This is a genomic window from Streptomyces sp. NPDC042259, from assembly GCF_055582085.1.
In genome coordinates this window covers 113,288-133,831 of record NZ_JBVJDW010000002.1, presented here as the reverse complement: position 1 = coordinate 133,831, position 20,544 = coordinate 113,288, and the positions used below count along the sequence as shown (strand labels likewise).

The following is a 20,544-nucleotide window of genomic DNA, read 5'->3' as shown; positions in this document are numbered from 1 at the left end:
CGTTCACAGCCGCCCCGGGCTGCCCCTACCGGCGTTCATATGATCACTCCGGTGCTGCGGCGACGACCCCGCACCCACCCCGTGGCGGCGCGAGCCCCAGAGGCGCCAGCGCCATGCCGTGCGCGCCGTGCGCACGAGCAGTGCGCCGCGCGCTGGATCATGCACACGGGGTGTCTTTTCCCCTCGCGTCCCCCTCGTGCGTCCCACAAGGCGACCCCCGCTGCAGATTTCCCCGAGGAGATCCACTGCGACCCTACTGTCTGGACATGGGACACACCGCCTCGGGACCGGCACATCCCGCCGGATACCGCGAACTCGTCACCCGTCCCCTGCTGATCTGGGCGGCGGTCATGACCACCGCCCGACTGCCCGTCGCCATAATGCCGCTGGCCTGCGTCTTCCTCGTCCGCGAGGAACCCGGGGGCTACGCACTCGGCGCGTTCCTCGCCGCGGCGTTCACGCTGGGCGAGGTCGTGGGCGGGGCTATCCTCGGTCCACGGCTGCGCCCCAAACGCGTCGTCGGCCAACTGGCCTGCGGACTGGGCGGCGGAGCCGTCGCCTTCGCCGCGCTCGGCATGCTGCGGGGCGCCCATCCGGTGCTCCTGGCAGCGCTCGCCGCTCTCGCGGGCGCCGCCCCCGCCGCGAGCCCCGCGGGTCTGCGCACGCTGCTCACCACCCAGGTGCCCGCACAACTGCGCCCCCGCGTCCTGAGCGCCGAGACCATGCTGGCCTACACCACCTCGGCCGTCGGCCCGGCACTCGTGAGCTGGCTGGCTCTGGACTTCGCCTTCTGCGCCCCCTTGTGGGTGGCCGCCCTGCTGGCCTTCACCGCGGCCAAGGCGCTGCGCGCTCTGCCGATGCGCTGGGAGTCCGAAGAGGTGGTCCGCACCGGCCCCTCCCTCCTGCGGTGCGTGCTCCCCGCCTGGCCCGCCTATCTCGCGGGAGCCGCCGCCCTGATCCTGTTCGCCCTGTCGGAACTGGCATTGCCCGCGCTGGTGGAGGAGTGCGGCGCGCCCATCGGCTGGGTGGGGCCCATGCTCACCATGCAATCGGGCTTCGCCGTGCTGGGCGCCATGGTCTACGGGCTGCGGCGCTGGCCGGGCCACCCCCAGCGGCAGGGACTCGTCCTGGTGCTCGGCATCGCGTGCTGTGTGATGTCCGCGGCCCTCGGCCACTGCCTCGCGGCCATCGTGGCCGCGCTGTCGGTCGCCGGCCTGCTGTACGCCGGCGCCCAGGTCACCCGGCACATGGCGGTGCGCGAGAGACTGGAGCCCGCCGCATTGGCCGCCGGCTACTCGGTGATGGGGGCGATCGCCGCCATCGGCTACGCGGGCGGCGCGACCCTGGCGGGCGCCATGCTCAGCTCCACCACCCCCACGTTCACCCTCCTCACCGGGGTGGCCGTCGCCTGCGTCCTCCTCGCCATCGGTGCACTGGGCGACCGGCGCCGCCGTGACCCGCCCGCCCAGGAGTTCACCGCACCGGATACGGAAGAGCCGAGAGTGCCACGCCAGGCGCTGGGCGGTTCCCCGGACACCGCACGGACCCACCACGACCCGTGATCCGGGGCGGGGCGCGCGGTGACCGCGACCGCATCACGTGCCGAGCAGGTCGAGGATGTCGTCGGCGTGCTCCTCTTCCTCCTCGAGGATGGACTCCAGCAGTCGGCGCGTGGTGGGGTCGCGGTCACCCAGCCAGCGGACGATCTCCTGGTAGCTGGAGATGACGATCCGCTCGGCGAGCAGATTGTGCTCCAGCATCTGCTTCAGATCGTCCGGTGACGGGGTGGTGTAGTCGGTGTGCGCCCGCCGGGCCAGCGTCGCCGGATCGAAATCGGGCTCGCCCCCGAGCTGGGAGACGCGCTCCGCCGCCCTCATGGCGTGCTGCATCTCCTGCGTGGCGTGCTCGGTGAACTCGGCGGCCACCTGCGCCCGGTCGATGCCGGTCGCCGAGATGGCGTGCCGGGTGTAGCGCAGCCAGCACACCATCTCCGTCGCGATGACGTCGTTGAGGATATCGATCACGCGTTCGCTGTCGACGCCGTACGAGTCGGTCACGGGTCCCGCCTCCATCTTCCGCCGTGCGTCCTCGCGGATCCTGGTGACATCCAGCACGAAGTCGTCGCTCATGCCCGGCCCTCTCTGTTCGCGTCGCGCCCGGCTTCCGGCGCTCGGGAAGAAGAGGTTCCCCCGGGGCGGGGCACCGCCACGCGGGCCGCCCCAAGATGACCGGTTCGCCGCAACGGAAGGCGCCGTGTCAGTCGCGCGGGGGGACCTTGTGGGCCACCGCGGTGACGTGGAGTTCCCCGTGGTCGACGATGTCGTCCAGCGCGATGGTGCGGTAGGTCGTGGCGCCGGGCGGCGTCACCCGCAGATGGCCGGCGCGCCGCGCCTCGGTACCGGAGTGGGTCCAGGCGACGTTGGCCTGCGCGGCCTCGCCCGGACGCAGCCGGACGACCTTGTTGCCGGGGTCGTCCGCGTACCAGGTGCTGCCCCGCACCGTGCGGGTGGGCAGCGGGGCGTGCCGGGCGTTCTCCAGGCCCAGCCCGGGGTAGCCGCGCAGCGCGCAGGGACGGCCGGAGGTGTTCCGCAGCTCCAGCGTGCCGCCGGCGTGGTTCATCCCGCCGCCGAGCCGGTCGTGGAAGGAGATCCGGAGGTCGGAGGTCTTGCAGGTGGCGACCGCGTGCGGGGCGGCGGTCCCCGCCGGGGCCGCCTGCGCGGCCCCCGCCCCGGCCGTCATGAGGAGCACCGTGCCGATCGCGGCGGCGGTGTGGACGAATGTGGTGGTCTCGCGACGTATCACTGGTGTGTCCTTTCCACGGACGCCGGACAAGCGTTGCCCGGGTGAGACCCGGCGCACGCCGGGCCAACTGGCCGCCTACCCGCGGGCGCACGGGCGGACACGGCCGGGCGGCACCGCGCGCCGGCCGTCACGCCGAACGCGTCTCTCCCGCCGCACGGTGCGCCGTCGACCGGCTTTCCGCACCGCGCCGGGGCTACCGCAGGATTCCCTCCAGGAAGTCGCTGCTGAGCCGGGCCACCACGGTGATGTCGAGCTGGTACATGACGTACCGGCCGCGGCGGCGCGTGACGATCAGGCCGGCCTTCCGCAGCACCGCCAGATGGCGGGAGACCTCGGGTGCGCTGATGCCGAGGATGACGGCCAGCTCTCCCGTGGTGTGCGGGGCCCGGGCCGTGTTGCGGCACAGCTGTATCCGTACGGGGTGGGCCAGGGCTTCGAGCCGCAGCGTGAGCAGCTCCACCGAAGTGGGCGCCGGGAGTTCGGGTCCGCCGACGGGGTAATGGACGACCGGACGCCACCCGGGCCGGTGCAGGATCATCAGATGCGGCCAGCCGAAGTGGGACGGCACGAAGGTGAGACCCGCCCCCACCTCGGGATCCACCGCCGTCGCCTGCCCCTCCGACAGCTTGTCGGCCCGGATCCGCCCGCCCCCTTCCTCCAGGATCAGGGCCGTCGAGACCGCGCTCAGTGCGTGCCCGAGCCCCTTGCGCCGCAGCAACTCCGTCTTGTGCCGGGCGTCGGCGGCCAGCTTGCCCCGCACCCGGTGCCAGGTGTCGGCGAAGAAGGCGGAGTCGCAGTCCTCGACGAGACGACGCATCCACACCCGCACCGAGCCGGGGGCCCGCAACAGCCGTGCGGTGAACTCCCTTTGCTGGGGACCGCGGGCCGCCGCCAGATCCAACGCCCGCGCCCGCGCCACGGGGTCGCCGAGCGGTGAAGCGCCGCCCGTGTCGTAGGAGTCGAGACTGCAGAACTCCAAGGCCGTCGCGACGAACTGCTCGTCGTCCAGCCGGTCCATGAGAGCCAGCTCCTCGGCGAGCGTCGCCCGGGTCCTGCCGTCACCACCACGCACACCCGCGAAGGGCATGAAGAGATCGGAGAACGTATTGCGCCAGAGGAAGTCGGCTTCGCGCAGGCGCCCCGCGAGACCGGGCTCCAGCGAGGCGGCCGTGGCGGTGGCCCAGCCCGCCAGCCCCGGGTGGTGCCCGGGCTCGGACAAGGTGTGCAGGGCGAGGCCCAGCTCGGCAAGCGGGGACAACTCGAAGACGATGTCCGTGGTCGCCAGACCCGCGATGTCGATGAAGACGCTCATGCCACCATGGTGCCTGCCGCCGTCCCGCACCCCTGACGTGCGGCCGCCCCCGGATCCCGGACCGCCGCGGTGCCGCCCCGGTTTACGGGTAGACGTCCCGAAGACGCACCCCGCTCGGCCTTCCGACAGTGATGAGGGGACGACAGATGACCGTCGCGAAAACGAGTGTGCTGGTCCTGGACTGCGCCGAACCCGAGGCGTTGGCGGAGTTCTACGCCACGCTGCTGGACGCGCGGACCCAGCCGGGAGCCGACCCCGATTTCATCGAGGTCGTCGGCCTCGACGGCGCATACCTGGCGATCCGCAAGGATCACGGCCTGGCGCCGCCCAGTTGGCCACGACCGGACGATTCCCAGCAGGCACACCTCCGTATTCTCGTCGCCCGGGACGACATGGACGAGGCGGAACGCGAAGCCATAGGCCTCGGCGCCCGGCCGCTGGACACGAAGAACAACGGCGGCCCCGACGATGTGCGCATCTACTCCGACCCGGCCGGGCACCCGTTCTCCCTGGCCGCGCGCCGGGACCGGCCCAAGTGCTGAGCCTGGCCCTGGCCCGCGTGGCCGCCCCGCTGGTCCCGTCGCCGTCACGGTCACTCGTGGGGACGCCGCGCGTGCCGGCCGTGGCCCGGTTGGAACATCGACTGCAACCGCCCGAACAGCCCCCGGTCGGTGCGGGCGCCTTCCGTCTCCCGGACCGGATGCCCACCGGGGGCCGGACCGACGGGAAGTGACGGGCCGGTCGCGGCCGGCGGGGTGGGCTCCAGCTCCCGCCCCGTCGGCACCGAGGGCACGCGCTGGTGCCCGGTGGCGGGCGACGGGCTCCGCGGCGGCACCAGCAGTGCCCACCCGTACACCGTGCGGGGTGTGCCCTGCGGGGGAACCGCCGCGCCGGCCCCGGGCGAAGGCCACGGATGCGGCCACGGCACCTCGGGCTTGCCGAGACCGTATGGATGGGCGTATTCGAGCGAGTCCACGGGCGAGGCGGCGAATCCGGTGGAGCCGCCGTAGCCACCGTAGGAATCGGTGTCGTAGGTGACGGGGGAGTCGTACGGGGTGGGCCCGGTCATGGGGCTGAGGTGGCCGGCGGCCGAGGCGACCGTGGCCTCGGCCTCCTTGAGGGTGGCGAGGGCGTGTGCCTGGGAGGTCTCCGCCCGGGCCGTGGTGAGTTCGCTCTGCAACGAGGCCACCCGGTCCTGCAGCCGTCGCACCTGGTCGGCGTTGACACGCAGGTCCGTCCGCAGTCGCTCGGCCTCCCGCAGCGCGGTGGACTCGTGCAGCCTGACGCGCTTCAGCTCGACCTGGAGCCGCTCGGCGTCGCCCGTCCGCCGGAGGGCGAGGGAGGTACCGCGGGCCGCCCGCTGATCGGTCTCCCGTAATTCCCGCCGCAGCGCCCGCACTTCCTCCTCGAGCGCGCTCGTGTACGCGTGGCGGGCCGCACCCTCGTCCTCCGCCAGGTACTCCTCGTACCGCGCGGGTTCGCTGTCACGGAGGGCGGCGAAGTAGGCACACATCAAGGCCTGCCGGCCCCCGGGGGAGAGGCCCGGGCCGTCGGGCAGCAGCGCGAGCAACCGATCGATCTCGGCCCGCCCCGGCACGCGCGCGCCCCGGGCGACGGCGGTCAGCGCGGCCGGTGAGACCGTATCGGCCGGTGCGCCGGGGAAACGCATCCGCAGCGTGCGGCTGACGGCGTCGAGGTCGGTGCCCAGCCGGGCGACGACCGTGTCACGGAACGCCGAGGCGAATGCCTGTACGGACTGGGGGAGGGGGCGGCGCTTCTCCTGGTCCGCCTGCGTCCACAGGGCCTTGATCTCCGACCAGACCTCGTCCTCCGGCCGGCGCTCCTCCCCGCCGCCCCCGCTCATCCGCAGCAGCTGCAGGACGACGGCGTGCAGGGTGTCAGATCCTGTCAGACTCCGGCCGGTCAGGATCTCCCCGACGGTGGTGTGCGAGGCGGTGGCGGGCAGCGAGTTGTCCCGATTGACGGCCTGGGAGATCGTGCGGTACGAGGGGGTGCCCGCGGCCTCGCGCAAGGCGCACATCGCGTCGCGTAGCCGGAGCAGGGCGCTGTCCGGCCCCCGCCCACCCCGCGTCTGTGCGGGCATAGCCGAGGCTCCCTGCTGTCAGATCGTGTCAGAGGAAGTCGATCGTCCCATATCCCGGTGAACCGCCGGGGATTATCTGACAACTCTCCGCACGGCAGATGCGTCAGCCCCGCCGGGCCCGGGTGTCGACTGGAGGGGCCGACGGTGTTCGCCGCCGGTTTCGCTACGACCGGGCCGCCGCAGACCAGCGGGCAGCAGGAGCGGCGGCCCGGTCCCCACCCCGACGAGGGGCGTCATGAACCACTGTAAAGAGCACGACTTCCGCGACCGCCTTCATGGCCAAAGCCGCCACCGTGCGGCACCGGTGCGCTACCGTGCCCGCCACGCGGTCATCGCGCTGACCTTCCTCGTGGCGGCGCTTCCCGCCGTCCCCGCCGCCGGGGCCGCTACCCGGGCCACCGCCCAGGCGTCCCCGCCGGCGGCCATCCCGTCGGCGCCGCCCGCCACCCGTCCGCCCGCCCGGTCCGACGGGGTGTCCGGGGAGGAACTGTGGCGCTCCAGCCTGCCGCCGTTCCTCGCGTCCCTGGGCTCGGGCACCGTGCTCGCCGTCACCGGGTGGGGCATCAGGCGGATCGTCACGCGCCGGTCCGCCCCGTAGGACGGCTCCCGGGGCCGGAGGAAACGACCGGCGCGGGTACCGGTACTTCCGGCCCCGGCCGTGCCTGTGTCAGACCCGCTGCTCGCTCTTGACGGCCGCCGCCGGCGCGGCACGCGGCGGCCGGACGGCCAGGGCCAGCACGGGGACGATCGCGAGCGCGAGGACGGCCCCTCCCACCCCCAGCACCGGGAATCCGCTCGCCGCCACGACGAGGCCCGATGCCATCCCGCCGGTGGCACCGGCGATGGCGATGCCCACGTCGACCGTGCCCTGGGTCGCGGCACGCCGGGCGAGCGGCACCGCGTCCGTGACGATCGCGGTGCCGCTGAGCAGACCGAAGTTCCACCCCAGGCCCAGCAGGACGAGGGCCGCCGCGAGCGCGGCCACCGAGTGCGGCGGTGCCACGGCGGCGAGGACTCCGGCGGCGAGGAGCGTCAGGCCCGACATGGCGGCGACCCACAGCCGGCCCAGGCGGTCGACGAGCATGCCCGTGAGCGGGGACGGCATGAACATCGCCGCCACATGGAGGGCGATGACGAGGCCGGCCGCCTGTGTGCCGTGCCCGTGGGCCCGCATATGGACGGGCGTCATCGTCATGATCGCGATCATCACGAGCTGGGTGACGACCATGACCGCCGCACCGGTGGCGACGGCGCGGGTGTCCGTCCGGGCGGCGGGAGTGTCACCCGCGCGGCCGGCGTCACCCGGCGCCCCGCCGGCCGCCGCGAGGTCACGCGCCAGCAGCAGCGGGTCCGGGCGCAGAAAGGTGCCCAGCACGGAGGCGGCCGCCGTGAACGCGAGGACGGCCAGCATGAAGGGCCCGGCGAGACGGGGGATGCCCCACGCCTGGGCGACGTCTCCGGTGGCGCTCACCAGGAGGGGCCCGACCACCGCGCCGAGCGTGGTGGCGAAGAGCACGGTACTCACCGCACGGCCCCGGCGCGAGGGCGACGCGAGGTCCGCCCCCGCGTACCGGGCCAGCAGATTGGTCGCCGTGCCCGCCCCGTAGACGAAGAGGGAGAGGAACAGCAGGTACACGCTGTCGACGACGGCCGCCGTGACGACGCCGAGACTGCCGAGCGCGCCGACGCCGTACCCCAGGGCGAGCCCCGGCCGCCGCCCCCAGCGCTGGCAGAGGCGCCCGACCCCCATGGCACCGAGCGCGGCCCCGGCGGTGAACAGCGCGCTGGGCACCCCGGCGAGGCCGGTGGAGCCGAGCATCTCCTCGGCGAGCAGCGCGCCGACGGTGATACCGGCGGCGAGCCCCGCACCGCTGAGGATCTGGGAGACGACCAGGACGGTCAGGACCCGCCGCTGCTGCGGGACTTCCGGAACGGCACGGGCCCCGGCGGAGCCGGCGGCCCCCGGACCGCGGTGCGTGGCCGCCTTGCCGGACCGAGCGCTCACGATGTCTTTCCCCGTCCCCCGGTGTGCCAGTTCTTCCCGGACGCCACGCCGGGTGGTGCCGCGGGCGCCGTGGCCCCGCCGGCGAAGCGAACGCACACGGCGTGCGGCTCAGGCCGCTCCCAGCGGTTCGAGCGCGGCGATCTCCTCCAGTGACATGTCCAGCCGCTGGTGGAGGAAGCGCACGATCGTCCAGTGCGGCAACGCCCCCGCGTCGAAGGGCCCGAACTCCCGGCAGTACAGCGGGATCCAGCGCAGGGCTTCCTCGATCGCCTGCTCACGGCCGGGCTCCCGCTGGTAGTCCTCGTAGCCGATGCTCCGGTGATGGATGAAGAACCGGCCGGGCAACTTCTCCTCGCACAGCTCACGGTACTCGCGCGTCTGCAGAATGAGGTAGTGCCATATCTCGTCGATGTCCTGCTCGACGGGCAGGAAGAGCCCGCCGAGCCGCTCGCGGTGGCGTGAGATGAGGTAGAGGTACCGCAGACACTCGATGACCTGGCGCTCGACGTGGTCCGGCGCGGCGGCGGTCTTGGCGGTGAAGTACGTTACCACCTCGTCGTGGAGTCGGCTGCCGAGGAGGTCCTTGAGGGCCTCGGCGGAGACAGTCGGCTGTGGGGTGGTCACACCATGCTCCCGTCGGGTCGGTCAGAGGTCGTGCGCGAGCCAGGCGTACTTGCCGGACTTGCCGATGGCGATGTGGGTGCGGTGCTCGGCGCGGCACCGGCGCCCGGTCAGTTCACCGACGCCGTGCTCCAGCGCGGCGGCCTCGTCCGGCTCCAGTGGTGCGCCGTGGAACGTCGTGTACCGGAGCACGGCTTCCGCCTCCCCGGTGGGCCGGAGCTGGTGGAGGAAGACGTGGGGTGACGCGGCACCGACGCGGTCGTCGAGGTCTCCCTGTGCGACGGGCCCGTCCGGCGCCGGCAGCAGTTCCTTCTCCCGGCCGCAGAACCGGGAGATCTTGGCCGGGTCCGGCGTGCCGTCCACGGTGCGTACGCAGTCCCCCGAGCGGTAGCGGACCAGCGGCATATGGGGATTGCGCACACTCGTCACAATGAGGTTGAAGAGCTGACTTCCCGGGGCCACCGGAAGCAATTCCACCTGCATCTCGTCGAGGTACGGCCAGTACCGGCCGTCGCGGTCGCTGTAGTAGAGGTAACCCAGCTCCGTACTGCCGAACAGGTCGATGACCGGGCAGTCGAAGTACCGCCGGAGAAAACGGCGGACGTTCACCGGAGTGTATTCGTAGGCGTGGATGATGCTGGCGGGCTGCGGAAACCGGTCCCACAGGCCCCACTCGTCCACCTTCCGTACGAGGTGTGCCAGGTGGTAGCCGGAGCAGTCGAGGTGGTACCAGCCCCGCGGATGGGCCTGCCGCGCCGTACGGATCTCGGCGAGCATGCGCTCGGCCTCGTCCCGCTCCCAGAGTGCGGGGTCGAGCCGTAGGTTGAGGTAGCGGGTGCGGGCGTCGAGCCGCCGGTCCTCGGGCCCCGGTACGGGGTCCGGTTCGGCGCCGCGCTTCCTCGCGTTGACGCGGGCGACGTGTTCGGTGGCCAACACCGTGGTGAGGGAGACCCGTTGGCAGCCCTGCTCCCATGTGGCGGCGATGTCGGGATGCTCGCTCCACAGCCGGTAGTAGGAGTCGAGCAGAAAGTACGGGGGCCGGATGATCTGCATCCGGGCGTGGTTGGTGCCCGTGGACAGCACGAACTCCGCCTCGCCGGCCGCGAGTGCCCGCGCGAGCCGGGGTGTCATCCAGTTGTCCGGGAAACCCCGTGCTATCTCGGGCTTCTCGAGTATGGGGAAGTGCCCCCGCTCGATGGACCGTTGGTAGATCGGTATGTCCCTGATCCGATCGATGACATCGGCTGTCGGCTGACCGTTCATTCTCACCCTCGGGGTCTGCTCGGGGAACGGGAGCCCCGTGGACGACCGGGGCCGTGTGCCGGGGGAGCGGGCCGCGGTCGCGACCGAAGCGGACGGGCTCGCTCCACCGGGTTCAGCGGACGGTCCTCAGGAGATGCAACCGGCCTTGGGGGCCGCGCTGATGCAGCCGGACTTGGCCACGCTGATGCAGCCGTCCTTCGCGGCGCCGCGCGCCGAGTTGGCGGCGACCCAGCCCTTCCAGACGTTGTCCTGGGCCATCTTCTTGATGAGCTTGTCCATCTCGACCTCCGAAAACGGTGACGTATGCGACGGGGGGCCTGCTCTTTTGTCGCCCCGTCAGACCGTAAAGGCATTCCCAAGAGAGTGTCAACGTTGAGTAAGGTGATGATCGCTTCCCTGTTGGCCGGCAGACGAGTTGACGTCGTGGGGCGGATGGCCGTGAGGCGGGGGCGTGGCGTGGCGGAGAAGTGGTGCGGGGGGCCGTCGATGGCGCGAAGTGACCCCAGGGGCGCACGCCCCCAGGACGCGCCGCCGACTGCGCATCCAACAACCAGTTAAACGCATTATTGAGCTGCCTCAGCGTGCCAAGCTAAGGTAACGTACAGGCAAAAGACGGTTGTGGCCGCAGCGCGGAACCGCGCATATGGTCGTCGGTGCTCCGGCCGCGGCGTGGCTTTTATGACGCGTGGTCAACCATGCACGTGCTCAATAAAGTTCGTGTTCACGCGACGCGGCACGCGTTCAAAGAAAGCAGCGCAATTCAACCAAGTGGGGAAGCCGGGACCATCAGGCCGCCTCCGGACCGCACGCTCTTCCAGCGCGACACCCCTGTGGTGGAAAACCCGTGCGGCGCTGAGCACGTACTCCAATGCTGACCTTGAACACACCGTGCCCGAATACCGCGGGCACAGGAGGCGGGCCAACATGAAGTCCCTGATAGCCAATGCGCGATCATTCGCCACCCACGTGACCCGACGTGCCGAGGAATTCCGTGCCCTGGAAGCCGGCCAGCACCCGGAAGCGTTGTTCATCACCTGCTCGGACTCGCGTGTGGTGCCCTCGCTGATCACCGGTGCGCGCCCCGGTGAGCTGTTCGAGCTGCGGACCGCGGGCAACATCGTCCCGGAGTACTGCGGTCACCACCCCGCGGGCGAGACGGCCACCATCGAATACGCGGTGCGTGTGCTGGCCGTCCGCACCGTCATCGTCTGCGGACACTCCCACTGCGGCGCGGTCGGAGCCCTCGTGCGCGGTGACGACCTCTCCGGCGCGCCGGCGGTGCGGGGCTGGCTGGAGCGCGGCGCGTCCGCCGAACTGAAGGCATTCGCCGACGACCGTGACGACCCGGTCGTCGCCGTCTCCGCGCAACGCCACGCCCTCGCCCAGCTCGACCGGCTGCGCGCCTACCCCTGCGTCGCCGAGCGGCTGTCCGACGGCCGGCTGACCTTGCACGCCTGGTACTACGAAGTCCACACCGGGTCCGTTCTCGCCCATCGCACCACGGGCGGCGAGGCGGCGTTCCGGCCCCTGTGACCCGCGGCTCCTCGCACACGGTCGCACCAGCTCATCCTTCCCCACCTCACGTGAGGAACCCATGCGCTCCCTACCCCCTTCCGAGGTCCTGCGACGGGACTTCACCGCCTCCCTCGTCGTCTTCCTCGTCGCCGTACCCCTGTGCGTCGGCATCGCCGTCGCCTCGGGCGTGCCCGCCGAACTCGGCCTGGTCACCGGTATCGTCGGCGGGCTCGTCGCCGGTCTGCTGCCCGGCAGCTCCCTCCAGGTCAGCGGCCCGGCCGCCGGACTGACCGTCCTCGTCTACGAAGCCGTCCAAGTTCACGGGATCGGCACCCTCGGCGTCATCGTCCTGACCGCCGGGCTCGTGCAACTCATCCTGGGCCTGCTGAAGTTCGGCCGCTGGTTCCGTGCCATCTCGGTCGCCGTCGTCCAGGGGATGCTGGCGGGAATCGGGCTTGTCCTGATCTTCGGCCAGTGTTACGCCATGGCCGATCTCAAGGCACCCGGCACCGGTCTCGACAAGATCACCGGGCTTCCGGCGCTGGTCGCCGACATCGCCGCGGACGAGCAGTCACTGATCGCACTCGCCATCGGATCCGGGACCATAGCCGTCCTCGTGTTCTGGAAGCGCATGCCGCAGCGGCTCTCCGGGGCGCTTCCCGCGCCCCTGGCCGCCGTGGCCCTCGCCACCACCGCGACTGCGGCCTTCTCCCTGCCGATCGCCAAGGTCGAGGTGCAAGGACTGCTCGAATCGATCCAGCCACCCGCTCTGGACGACTTCACCGGCCTCGGTGGGATCGCTCTGCTCGGCACCGTCCTGGCCTTCACCCTCATCGCCTCCGCCGAAAGCCTCTTCAGCGCGGCAGCGGTCGACCGCATGCACGACGGCCCGCGGACCGACTACGACAAGGAACTCATGGCCCAAGGCGCCGGAAACGCGGTGTGCGGATTCCTCGGCGCCCTGCCCATGACTGCGGTCATCGTCCGCAGTGCCGCCAACGTCCAGGCCGGCGCCCGCACCAAGGCCTCCCGGGTCCTGCACGGCGTATGGCTCCTGTTGTTCGCCGCCCTGTTCCCCGCCGCGCTCGGGGTCATCCCCCTCGCCGCCCTCGCCGGTGTGCTGGTGCACGCCGGGTGCAAGCTCGTCCCGGTCCGCGAACTCCTCCCGCTGTGGCGCGACCACCGGGGTGAAGCGGTGGTGCTCGGCGTCACCGCGCTCGCCATCTTTACCACCAACCTTTTCGAGGGCGTCCTGCTCGGTCTGCTGCTGGCCGTCGCCAAGACCGCGTGGGCCATCTCCCACGTCCATATGAACGTCAAGGACCCCGGCACCGGCCCCATCCATGTGCGCCTGACCGGAAACGCCACCTTCCTGCGGCTGCCGCTCATCCTCGACACCCTCGAAGCGCTCCCCAAGGACCGCCCCATCGAAATGGACCTGTCCGGACTCCGCCACCTCGACCACGCCTGCCAGACCGCCCTCACCAACTGGGCCGACCGTCACAACGAGGAAGGCACCGAGCCGGTACGGATGAGCGGGCGCGAACACGGCCAGGTGTGAACGACAGGGCGCGCCCGGCATCCAGCACGGGCGCGCCCTCCGCTCGGCGGCCTAGAAGCTCCGCCAGCGCACCATCGCCAAGGAGAACAACCCGAACAGTGCCAGCCCGACCGCGACCACGGCCAGCAGCCACGGGCCGACGGGAGTGTCGGCGAACGTGCGCAGCGTGTCGTCCAGCCCCTTGGCCTGATCCGGGTCGTACGTGACGGCCGCCTGGATGGCGAAACCGCCCGCCGCCGCGAACACCAGCCCCCGGCTGACTCCGCCCGCGACGCCGAGGACGTCCACGACCCGGCGCGTGGCGGGGGACATCTGTGCCTGCTTCAGATGCCGCCGGTACTTGCGCATGACCGCTCTGACCGTGATCCAGACACCGGCCGCCGCCACCCCGGCCCCCGCCACGGCCACCAGGGCCTGCCCGCCCGGCCAGTCCAGCACGCGCGCGGTGACGTCCCGCGACTGCTCGTCGGTCGAACCGGCACCGCTGCCCCGCTCACCGGCCGCGAAGGCGATCACCGAGCCGGCGGCGATGGAGTAGAACACGAAACGCACAGCGGACAGCAGCCGTTTGCGGGCCTTCGAGCCGTCGGCACCGGCCCCGCCGAAGACCGCCTCAGACAACCGCCACAGGGCCATGCCGATCAGCCCGACGCCCACCGCCCAGACCAGCACCCGGCCGAAGGGCCGCTCGGCCAGCTCCTGCACCGCTCCACCGCGGTCGGCCTGCTCGCTGCCGTCGATGAGGGCGATCCGCAGCGCGAGCGCGGCGATGAGGAGATAGAGCACCCCCCGCGCCGCCAGCCCCGCACGGGCCGCCACGGCCACACCCGTCCCGCGGGCCGCTCGTGCTTCGCCGCCGTCCGGCCACCATCTCATCGTCTCGTCCTTCGCGTCAGACCCCGCCCACACGGCTCAAGGGATGACCGTCTGCCCCGCGGGAGCCGGGGAGAAACGACCGTGGGCCGTGGCCGGAGCCCGCCGCCCGCCCCGCGAGCGTCGCGGCGGCATCTTCAGGATCACGCCCGGACCGATTCCCGGCACGCCGGGCGCGGGACGGGCGGCGGGGACACTAGGCGCCCCGGCTGCTCGCGGGCCGGGGATCAGCGCCCGCTGCGCGGCGGTTGTCCTCAATCGCCGGACGGGCTGGTTTTGGCTGAGCCCGTCCTCATCAGCCCGTCCGGGCGGGGTTGGGCTGAGCCCGGCCACTTCAAGCCCGTCCGGCGTTTGAGGACGCGCCCGCGGGGCGCTCGCCGGGATCCGCCGGCCAGTCGGCGGCTGCCCGAGTGCGCGCCACCCGCCCACCGCGCGTTCACCCGGGCGGTCATCGCGTTGAAGGTGCGCACCGCCGACGCGGCCGCGGCCCGGGGCACGGGCCTCCCGCGTGCCCCGGCGCGCCCTTCCGTGCCCGCCGCGATCCGGGAGCGGCGCCCAGCACCAGCGCGATGATCCCCAGGACCAGCGGCAGCGGGCCCGCGCGACTGGGGCGCGTGGTATACCGAACGCATCTGACCGAGGTGGGAGCACCGGGCCGTCGCGCACCGCGCGGCGGCCTTCGCCCACGCGGTCGTTCGACACGCGGGCCGACCGGCGCGGTGCTCCGGTGACGCCCGGAGCACCGCGCGGGCGATCGGCCGCGCGGCGGACGGCCGCACGGGTGCCCGCCACCTCGGCCGCCCCCCAGCGTCCGGAGGTTTGATGAACAGGCAGTCACATCCGCAACGCCCCTACGACGTCGTGCTCTTCGGAGCGACCGGCTTCGTCGGGCAGCTCACCGCCGAGTACCTGCTCGCGCGGGCACCGCGAGGGTGCCGGTGGGCGCTCGCCGGGCGCAGCCGGGAGAAGTTGGAGCGGCTGCGGGACCGGCTGGCCGCGCTCGACCCGGCACGTGCCGCGGAAGTGGCCCTGGTGACCGCGGACGCGGGCGACCGGGCCGCGCTGCGCGCGCTCGCCGAATCCACCCATGTCGTCGCCTCGACCGTCGGCCCGTACATCTGGTACGGCGAGGAACTGGTGGCCGCGTGCGCGGAAGCCGGCACCGATTACACCGACCTCACCGGTGAGCCGGAGTTCGTGGATCTGATGGGGGTGCGCCACGACGCGCGCGCCCGGGAGACCGGCGCGCGGATCGTCCACGCCTGCGGTTTCGACTCGATGCCGCACGATCTCCTCGCGTACTTCACCGTCCGGCAACTGCCGGAAGGAGTGCCGCTGACGGTCGACGGATTCGTACAGGCCTCGGGGATCATCTCCGGCGGGACACTGACGACGTCCCTGACGATCGCCGCGCGACAGCGCCAGGCGAAGGCCGCGGCCCGGGAGCGGAGCCGGCACGAGTCGCGGTCGGCCCGGCGCCGGGTACGGGCCCCGCTGGGGGTGCCGCGGTTCAGCAAGGAGACGGGCACGTGGGCGCTGCCGCTGCCGACGATCGACCCCCAGATCGTGCGACGTTCGGCCGCCGCGCTGGAGCGGTACGGTCCCGACTTCCGCTACCGCCACTACGCGTCCGTCAAGACGCTGCCCATGGCCCTGGGCGCGCCGATCGGGTTGGGGGCGCTGGCCGTGGCGGCGCAGGTGCCTCCCGTCCGGTCCTGGCTGATGAACCGCTACGAGCCGGGAAAGGGACCGGGCCCCGAGCGGCGGGCCCGCGCCTGGTTCCGGGTGCGGGCCGTGGGCGAAGGGGGCGGCCGACGCGTGTTCACCGAGGTCTCGGGCGGTGACCCGGGTTACGGCGAGACCGCGAAGATGCTGGCCGAGGCCTCGCTGTGTCTCGCACTGGACGATCTGCCGGCCACCTCGGGGCAGGTCACGACGGCCACGGCCATGGGTGACGCGCTGATCGAGCGGCTGGGCGTCGCCGGCATCCCGTTCCGGGTGCGTCACACCGACTGACGACCGCCCGGCTCGGCCGGTGCCGAAAGTGCCGAGGGCGCCGGGGTACGCGAAGGGAGGGGTGGTGGCGCGGCAACCTCCGGCGAAATCAGGCGCGTTGAGCGGCATCAACGCGGGCGGCACGGGCATACGGGAGGGTGCCGGGCTCCGTCGCAGTGGCCGGAGCCGGCCAGGACCGGGAGGTGGACGATGATCTGGTGGGGGTGGCTGATCGTCGCGGCCGTGATGCTGCTCGTGCTGGCGGTCGTGGTGGCGGGCGTCCAGGCACGCAGGCGGGCCGGCACGGTGATCGCGGTGCAGCGAGGACGCCGGTTCCACAAGGGAGGGAACCGGTGAACACACTGTTGCTGGCATCGGAGTTGACCAAACGGCCGGTGGTCACCCTCGGCGGGGAGGCCGTGGCGCAGATCAAGGACACCGTCTTCGACGGCCCCGCCGGGCAGATCACCGGCTTCACCCTCAACGGGCGGGGCCTGCTGGCCGGTCCCCTCAAGCAGAGCCTGCCCTGGTCCGCCGTGCACGCCCTGGGCCATCACGCCGTGATGATCCCCGGCCGGGACGTACTGACCGAGCCGGCGGCGGTCGTCGCCTCCGGCGAGGCAGCGGGCGGCGGGGTCCTGGGCGTGCGGATGCTGACGGACGAGGGCACCGACGCGGGCACCGTGCTCGACGTGGTCGTCGACGCCGACGGCCGGGTGGCGGGGTTCCAGGTGGCCGCCATCGAGCCTCCCGAAAACCGTCGCCGCACCGTGTTCATCCCCCGCGGCGAGGGGCTCGCGGTCTCCGGCCAGGCCCTGGTCGTCCCGGCAGAGGCATGCCGCTTCGTGGCCGACGACCTGCCGAGCTTCACCGCCCAGGTCGAGATCTTCCGCACCCGGCAGGCCGCCGCCCGGCAGAGCGGGATCGGCCAGGAGGGAAGGGAACGCGCATGATGATGTTGTTCTCCCAGGCCCGCGGCCTTCCGGTCGTCACCGTTGGCGAGGCCACCGAACTGGGCACCGTCGACGCGCTGACGATCGACGCCTCCGCGCGGTCCGTCAGCCACGTACGTCTCTCCGGCTCCCGGGCCAAGGGGCATCCGGTCCTGGCCTGGAACCTGGTGCGGACGGTCGGCCAGGACGCGGTCATCGCCCACTCCGCCCCCGACGGCGAAGCGGCTTCCGCCCACGCCCCGGCGCACCAGGAACCCCTGGGCAGCCGGGTGCTGACGGACCTCGGTGACGAGCACGGAACGGTCAAGGACATCGCCTTCGACCCCACCACCGGCCACATCCACACCCTCTACACCACACTCGGGCCCGTACCGGGAGCACGCCTCGTAGGGCTCGGCGACTACGCCCTCGTGGTCCGCGCCCACTGACCGGCCACGACCGCCCCGACGGGCACTCAGATCAGCCCGAGCGGAACGGCCTTCCGCACCGCGTCGGACAGGCCGGTGAAGAGGCCGAACTCGGCGTCGCCGACGTACTTCGCCGGCACGGTCACCTCGACCCATGCCTCCCGCTTCTGTGCGCGGGAACCGAAGTTCCGCCCCCGTACGCGGGCCGTGCGACGCGCCCGCCGCATCACGCTTCCTCGCCGGTTTCCGTGCCCCCTCAGGGCGTCCGACCCGCTTCGTGCAGCTCGTGGACCGCGCGGAGCCAGAGGGCGGGCAGGCGTTCGGCGTGCGGTAGGCGATCGGTGTGGGCCAGGTACAGATAGGCCGTGTCGTGATAGCCGGTGAGCAGGCTGTAGCAATGATGGCCGGGCGCGACCGGGCCGACTGTCACCGCGTGGAGCACCGGTGCGCCCCGGAAGGACAACGGCTCGGCGCTCATCCGCAGATTGCTCGCGGCCATCACCCCGCAGCGCGGGCGCAGGCTGCGGTGGGCGACCCAGGAGGCAAGGGGGAACGACAGCCGGTCGTACGCGGCTTGGGCGGCGGCGCGCCGGCGGTCGGAGCGCAGCAGGGCGGTCTGCCGTGTCACGGCCCGAAGGCGCCGGCCCGGATCCGGCTCGGAGCAGGGCAGCACCACCCGTTCCGAGATGACCCGGTTGCCGATGAGCGGGGAGGGCGGCCCGAGGTGCCGGGTGGACACCGGCATCCGTACCGGCAGGTCTTCCGGCCCGCCACCGGCCACCGCACGGGATTCGGCGCGGATCTGCTGCCAGTACCGCAGCGCCCCCGCCCACCCCGCGAGGTAGACGTCGTTGACCGTGGCGCCCGCGGGGTGCCCGGCCGCGCGCAGCAGGGACAGCGGAAGCCGTGCGAAACCGAAGCGGGGGATGCGGCCGGGCCTGTCGTCCGGGGCCGGCCACGCGACCGGCGTGCGGTACCCGCGGAGCAGGTCGGCGGCGGCGCCGGTGGCGGCCGTCGCGGAGACGTCCGCCGCGGCGGGCCCCGCCGGTCCGGGAGCCGGACCGGGGGAGGGGCCCCCGGAGCGTCGCGGTTGAAGGCCGAGCAGCTCGGCGACCACGCGCGTGGTGGCGACGCCGTCCAGGAGGGCGTGGTGGGTCCGGAAGAACAGCGCGTAGTGTGCGGCGTCCTGCGGGCTGCGGACCAGCCACAGGTCCCACGGCGGCCGGCGGTCGGCGGGCAGTGGCCGCGACCACAGCGGTTCCAGCAGCCCCGGCCAGTCGGTAATGCGGTCCACTGTCGCCTGCCGCACATGATGGTGTGTTTCCGGCCGGCCGACATGCTCGAATTCCCGTGCACCGCGGTAGGGGACCGGCCAGCGCCGTGTCAGTGCCGTGACGTTCTCGATGCGGGGAGCGAGCCAGTCACGGAGTTCCGCGACGTCCGGTGGCCGGCCGGCGAGGGTGAGGAGGCAGCCGACCAGGGGCGGGAGGCCGCCCGTCCCCGAGAGGTAGTGCGCGTCGGCGGGGCGGTACGGCACGCCGGCCGGCCCGGAAGCGGTATCGGACAGCAGCACCGGTGTTCTCCTCGCGCACGGCAACGTCGGCCACCCGGCGGGCCCCGGGGGCTGCCGTGCCCACGGACGGCGGTGGAACGTGGGAGGAAGCTAACATCGCCGTGACGGGCCGTCAGGGAACGGCAGAGGCCCACGTCGCTCGACCCCGACGGGATTCACCCGGTCGCCCCTTCTCGCCGCCCGCCCCCGCCCGGATCCGACCACCGGTACGACGCGGCTGATGTGGCGCAGGACACACCGCCGTTCCGCCGGCATGGCCCCGAGCGGAACGTACCGACGCCATCGCTCCCGGCGCCGATCGCACCGAAGCCTCAGGCGGCGCATTGTGTTACCGAATCAAGAAACGATCACATACCCGAAAAGCGGAACTTCGTGCGAAGATTCCGTCCCCCGGTCCGTCCGGACGGGGTGACAAGGGGAAACACAGTGAATCCATCCACGTTCAGATCCGCGGTCGGTGCGGCACTGACGGTGGCCGTCTCGGCCGTGCTCCTGCCCGCCTCCGCGGCGAACGCGGCGACGAACAGCACGCCGGACAGCGCCACGGCCGCGTCCTTCGGCCGCATCGCCGACGCCGTCCTGACCGAGCGTACGGCGGCCCTGCTGGACACCGGGTCGACGCGACGGGCGCCGCTGCTGCTCGACAGGAACGTGCGTCTGTCGACCGGTCTCGCGCGGGCGGAGGACACCGCGCTGTCCTCGCTGCGCACCCGTAAGTCCCGCCTCGCCGCCCTGGGCGAGGCGTACACCGCCGCCGAGACCAAGGTGACCACGGGCAAGCCGCGCGTCAAGAACGGGCGGGCCACGGTCGAGGTCACCGAGACCACGACGCTCACGTACAAGAAGATCCGCGGTGACGAGCCGGCGACGACCGGCTTCCAGGCCCACCACGAGATGAACTTCGCCGTGGCGCCGGGCGGCAAGTGGGAACTGACGGGCATCAAGCCCAAGGACGACGGCCCCCGGGCGATCAACCAGCCCGTGACGGCTGCCGTGGCGAGCGTGGGAGCCCCGCCCAAGGGCACGCCCGCCGCCACGTCCTGGCCGGCGCGGTCGGTGCCGAAGACCTCGGGTACCTACGACTACCGGGCCATGGCCGCGTACGCGGAGAAGTACTGGAAGAACTACAACCCCGCCTACCGGAAGTTCAACGACGCCGGCGGTGACTGCACCAACTTCATCAGCCAGGCCCTGAAGGCGGGCGGCTGGAAGAACGACTCCGGCACGTACTCGGACTACCGCAACTGGTGGTACGACTCCTCGAACCAGACCATATCCTGGGTCGGCGCCAACGAGTGGTCGTGGTTCACCCTTTCCTCCAAGCGGGCGACCAACCTCTCCAACGTGTACCAGCTGGAGGTCGGTGACGTCCTCCAGATGGACTTCGAGCGGGACGGTTCGAAGGACCACTCCATGATGACCACCTACCGCAGCAGGAGCGGTGTCCCGTACCTGACTTACCACTCGACCAACACCTACCGGAAGTCCGTGGCGAGCATCGTGGCTTCCAACCCCGGTTCGGTCTACTTCGCCTACCGCACCTGACCGTGCCTGGAGGAG

The 20,544-nt window shown here is 72.2% G+C and carries 21 protein-coding genes; 10 read left to right on the top strand and 11 right to left on the bottom strand.

The window, feature by feature from the left end; genetic code table 11:
* Window positions 1-266 precede the first annotated feature (266 nt).
* Complete coding sequence (locus tag ACZ6MA_RS05820; protein ID WP_469431386.1) at window positions 267-1,562, top strand: MFS transporter; 1,296 nt, start codon at window positions 267-269, stop codon at window positions 1,560-1,562.
* Window positions 1,563-1,595: 33 nt separating this feature from the next.
* Here ACZ6MA_RS05820 and ACZ6MA_RS05815 read toward each other — a convergent pair whose 3' ends face one another.
* The 3 genes from ACZ6MA_RS05815 to ACZ6MA_RS05805 all read right to left on the bottom strand — a co-directional run bounded on the left by ACZ6MA_RS05815 (window position 1,596) and on the right by ACZ6MA_RS05805 (window position 4,114).
* The gene (locus tag ACZ6MA_RS05815; protein ID WP_469431385.1) at window positions 1,596-2,129 is read right to left on the bottom strand and encodes a ferritin-like domain-containing protein; all 534 of its coding nucleotides are present in this window, start codon (window positions 2,127-2,129) and stop codon (window positions 1,596-1,598) included.
* Between the two features lie 127 nt (window positions 2,130-2,256).
* Window positions 2,257-2,802 (bottom strand): DUF4232 domain-containing protein, encoded by a 546-nt coding sequence (locus ACZ6MA_RS05810; protein WP_469431383.1) that lies wholly within the window; start codon window positions 2,800-2,802, stop codon window positions 2,257-2,259.
* Window positions 2,803-2,995: 193 nt separating this feature from the next.
* Window positions 2,996-4,114: a DUF5937 family protein gene (locus ACZ6MA_RS05805; RefSeq protein ID WP_469431381.1), complete on the bottom strand. Its 1,119-nt coding sequence runs from the start codon at window positions 4,112-4,114 to the stop codon at window positions 2,996-2,998.
* Between the two features lie 146 nt (window positions 4,115-4,260).
* Here ACZ6MA_RS05805 and ACZ6MA_RS05800 point away from each other — a divergent pair, with 146 nt between their 5' ends.
* Window positions 4,261-4,656 (top strand): VOC family protein, encoded by a 396-nt coding sequence (locus ACZ6MA_RS05800; RefSeq protein WP_469431379.1) that lies wholly within the window; start codon window positions 4,261-4,263, stop codon window positions 4,654-4,656.
* 50 nt (window positions 4,657-4,706) lie between these two features.
* On the opposite strand, the gene ACZ6MA_RS05795 is transcribed toward ACZ6MA_RS05800, so the two are convergent.
* Window positions 4,707-6,218, bottom strand: coding sequence for a serine/threonine-protein kinase (locus tag ACZ6MA_RS05795; RefSeq protein WP_469431378.1), 1,512 nt, complete (start codon window positions 6,216-6,218; stop codon window positions 4,707-4,709).
* A 235-nt stretch (window positions 6,219-6,453) separates the two neighbouring features.
* On the opposite strand from ACZ6MA_RS05795, the gene ACZ6MA_RS05790 reads away from it, so the two are divergent.
* Window positions 6,454-6,816, top strand: coding sequence for a hypothetical protein (locus tag ACZ6MA_RS05790; protein ID WP_469431376.1), 363 nt, complete (start codon window positions 6,454-6,456; stop codon window positions 6,814-6,816).
* Window positions 6,817-6,885: 69 nt separating this feature from the next.
* Here the strand turns inward: ACZ6MA_RS05790 and ACZ6MA_RS05785 are convergent, their stop codons facing one another.
* The 4 genes from ACZ6MA_RS05785 to ACZ6MA_RS05770 all read right to left on the bottom strand — a co-directional run bounded on the left by ACZ6MA_RS05785 (window position 6,886) and on the right by ACZ6MA_RS05770 (window position 10,386).
* Window positions 6,886-8,121, bottom strand: coding sequence for an MFS transporter (locus ACZ6MA_RS05785; RefSeq protein ID WP_469432253.1), 1,236 nt, complete (start codon window positions 8,119-8,121; stop codon window positions 6,886-6,888).
* Window positions 8,122-8,331: 210 nt separating this feature from the next.
* Window positions 8,332-8,847 (bottom strand): glycine-rich domain-containing protein, encoded by a 516-nt coding sequence (locus ACZ6MA_RS05780; protein ID WP_469431375.1) that lies wholly within the window; start codon window positions 8,845-8,847, stop codon window positions 8,332-8,334.
* A gap of 21 nt (window positions 8,848-8,868) precedes the next feature.
* Complete coding sequence (locus ACZ6MA_RS05775; RefSeq protein ID WP_469431373.1) at window positions 8,869-10,107, bottom strand: hypothetical protein; 1,239 nt, start codon at window positions 10,105-10,107, stop codon at window positions 8,869-8,871.
* 126 nt (window positions 10,108-10,233) lie between these two features.
* Window positions 10,234-10,386: a hypothetical protein gene (locus ACZ6MA_RS05770; RefSeq protein WP_469431372.1), complete on the bottom strand. Its 153-nt coding sequence runs from the start codon at window positions 10,384-10,386 to the stop codon at window positions 10,234-10,236.
* A 645-nt stretch (window positions 10,387-11,031) separates the two neighbouring features.
* Here ACZ6MA_RS05770 and ACZ6MA_RS05765 point away from each other — a divergent pair.
* Window positions 11,032-11,640 carry a carbonic anhydrase gene (locus ACZ6MA_RS05765; protein ID WP_469431370.1) on the top strand — a complete coding sequence of 203 codons (609 nt, stop codon included), beginning with the start codon at window positions 11,032-11,034 and terminating at the stop codon, window positions 11,638-11,640.
* 61 nt (window positions 11,641-11,701) lie between these two features.
* Complete coding sequence (locus tag ACZ6MA_RS05760) at window positions 11,702-13,183, top strand: SulP family inorganic anion transporter (protein ID WP_469431369.1); 1,482 nt, start codon at window positions 11,702-11,704, stop codon at window positions 13,181-13,183.
* Between the two features lie 51 nt (window positions 13,184-13,234).
* Here the strand turns inward: ACZ6MA_RS05760 and ACZ6MA_RS05755 are convergent, their stop codons facing one another.
* Window positions 13,235-14,059 carry a DUF1206 domain-containing protein gene (locus ACZ6MA_RS05755; RefSeq protein WP_469431368.1) on the bottom strand — a complete coding sequence of 275 codons (825 nt, stop codon included), beginning with the start codon at window positions 14,057-14,059 and terminating at the stop codon, window positions 13,235-13,237.
* An 819-nt stretch (window positions 14,060-14,878) separates the two neighbouring features.
* Between ACZ6MA_RS05755 and ACZ6MA_RS05750 the strand changes: the two genes are divergently transcribed.
* The 4 genes from ACZ6MA_RS05750 to ACZ6MA_RS05735 all read left to right on the top strand — a co-directional run bounded on the left by ACZ6MA_RS05750 (window position 14,879) and on the right by ACZ6MA_RS05735 (window position 17,432).
* Window positions 14,879-16,072 (top strand): saccharopine dehydrogenase family protein, encoded by a 1,194-nt coding sequence (locus ACZ6MA_RS05750; protein ID WP_469431367.1) that lies wholly within the window; start codon window positions 14,879-14,881, stop codon window positions 16,070-16,072.
* A gap of 189 nt (window positions 16,073-16,261) precedes the next feature.
* The gene (locus ACZ6MA_RS05745; protein ID WP_469431365.1) at window positions 16,262-16,408 is read left to right on the top strand and encodes a hypothetical protein; all 147 of its coding nucleotides are present in this window, start codon (window positions 16,262-16,264) and stop codon (window positions 16,406-16,408) included.
* Window positions 16,405-17,004, top strand: coding sequence for a PRC-barrel domain-containing protein (locus tag ACZ6MA_RS05740; protein ID WP_469431363.1), 600 nt, complete (start codon window positions 16,405-16,407; stop codon window positions 17,002-17,004). The genes ACZ6MA_RS05745 and ACZ6MA_RS05740 overlap by 4 nt, the downstream gene beginning before the upstream one ends.
* On the top strand, window positions 17,001-17,432 hold the full coding sequence (locus ACZ6MA_RS05735) for a PRC-barrel domain-containing protein (protein WP_469431361.1): 432 nt from the start codon (window positions 17,001-17,003) through the stop codon (window positions 17,430-17,432). Before ACZ6MA_RS05740 ends, ACZ6MA_RS05735 begins: the two co-directional genes overlap by 4 nt.
* Before the next feature lie 26 nt (window positions 17,433-17,458).
* Here the strand turns inward: ACZ6MA_RS05735 and ACZ6MA_RS05730 are convergent, their stop codons facing one another.
* Together ACZ6MA_RS05730 and ACZ6MA_RS05725 are read right to left on the bottom strand one after the other, a co-directional pair.
* Window positions 17,459-17,638, bottom strand: coding sequence for a hypothetical protein (locus ACZ6MA_RS05730; RefSeq protein WP_469431360.1), 180 nt, complete (start codon window positions 17,636-17,638; stop codon window positions 17,459-17,461).
* A 29-nt stretch (window positions 17,639-17,667) separates the two neighbouring features.
* Window positions 17,668-18,984: a wax ester/triacylglycerol synthase domain-containing protein gene (locus ACZ6MA_RS05725; protein ID WP_469431359.1), complete on the bottom strand. Its 1,317-nt coding sequence runs from the start codon at window positions 18,982-18,984 to the stop codon at window positions 17,668-17,670.
* A 426-nt stretch (window positions 18,985-19,410) separates the two neighbouring features.
* On the opposite strand from ACZ6MA_RS05725, the gene ACZ6MA_RS05720 reads away from it, so the two are divergent.
* The gene (locus ACZ6MA_RS05720) at window positions 19,411-20,529 is read left to right on the top strand and encodes an amidase domain-containing protein (RefSeq protein WP_469431357.1); all 1,119 of its coding nucleotides are present in this window, start codon (window positions 19,411-19,413) and stop codon (window positions 20,527-20,529) included.
* Window positions 20,530-20,544 lie beyond the last annotated feature (15 nt).

Coding starts and splice junctions, on each gene's coding strand:
- ACZ6MA_RS05735 (WP_469431361.1), top strand. CDS start 17,001: ATGATGATGTTGTTCTCCCAGGCCCGCGGCCTTCCGGTCGTCACCGTT.
- ACZ6MA_RS05730 (WP_469431360.1), bottom strand. CDS start 17,638: ATGCGGCGGGCGCGTCGCACGGCCCGCGTACGGGGGCGGAACTTCGGT.
- ACZ6MA_RS05790 (WP_469431376.1), top strand. CDS start 6,454: ATGAACCACTGTAAAGAGCACGACTTCCGCGACCGCCTTCATGGCCAA.
- ACZ6MA_RS05820 (WP_469431386.1), top strand. CDS start 267: ATGGGACACACCGCCTCGGGACCGGCACATCCCGCCGGATACCGCGAA.
- ACZ6MA_RS05750 (WP_469431367.1), top strand. CDS start 14,879: ATGAACAGGCAGTCACATCCGCAACGCCCCTACGACGTCGTGCTCTTC.
- ACZ6MA_RS05775 (WP_469431373.1), bottom strand. CDS start 10,107: ATGAACGGTCAGCCGACAGCCGATGTCATCGATCGGATCAGGGACATA.
- ACZ6MA_RS05800 (WP_469431379.1), top strand. CDS start 4,261: ATGACCGTCGCGAAAACGAGTGTGCTGGTCCTGGACTGCGCCGAACCC.
- ACZ6MA_RS05755 (WP_469431368.1), bottom strand. CDS start 14,059: ATGAGATGGTGGCCGGACGGCGGCGAAGCACGAGCGGCCCGCGGGACG.
- ACZ6MA_RS05795 (WP_469431378.1), bottom strand. CDS start 6,218: ATGCCCGCACAGACGCGGGGTGGGCGGGGGCCGGACAGCGCCCTGCTC.
- ACZ6MA_RS05745 (WP_469431365.1), top strand. CDS start 16,262: ATGATCTGGTGGGGGTGGCTGATCGTCGCGGCCGTGATGCTGCTCGTG.
- ACZ6MA_RS05815 (WP_469431385.1), bottom strand. CDS start 2,129: ATGAGCGACGACTTCGTGCTGGATGTCACCAGGATCCGCGAGGACGCA.
- ACZ6MA_RS05770 (WP_469431372.1), bottom strand. CDS start 10,386: ATGGACAAGCTCATCAAGAAGATGGCCCAGGACAACGTCTGGAAGGGC.
- ACZ6MA_RS05760 (WP_469431369.1), top strand. CDS start 11,702: ATGCGCTCCCTACCCCCTTCCGAGGTCCTGCGACGGGACTTCACCGCC.
- ACZ6MA_RS05805 (WP_469431381.1), bottom strand. CDS start 4,114: ATGAGCGTCTTCATCGACATCGCGGGTCTGGCGACCACGGACATCGTC.
- ACZ6MA_RS05765 (WP_469431370.1), top strand. CDS start 11,032: ATGAAGTCCCTGATAGCCAATGCGCGATCATTCGCCACCCACGTGACC.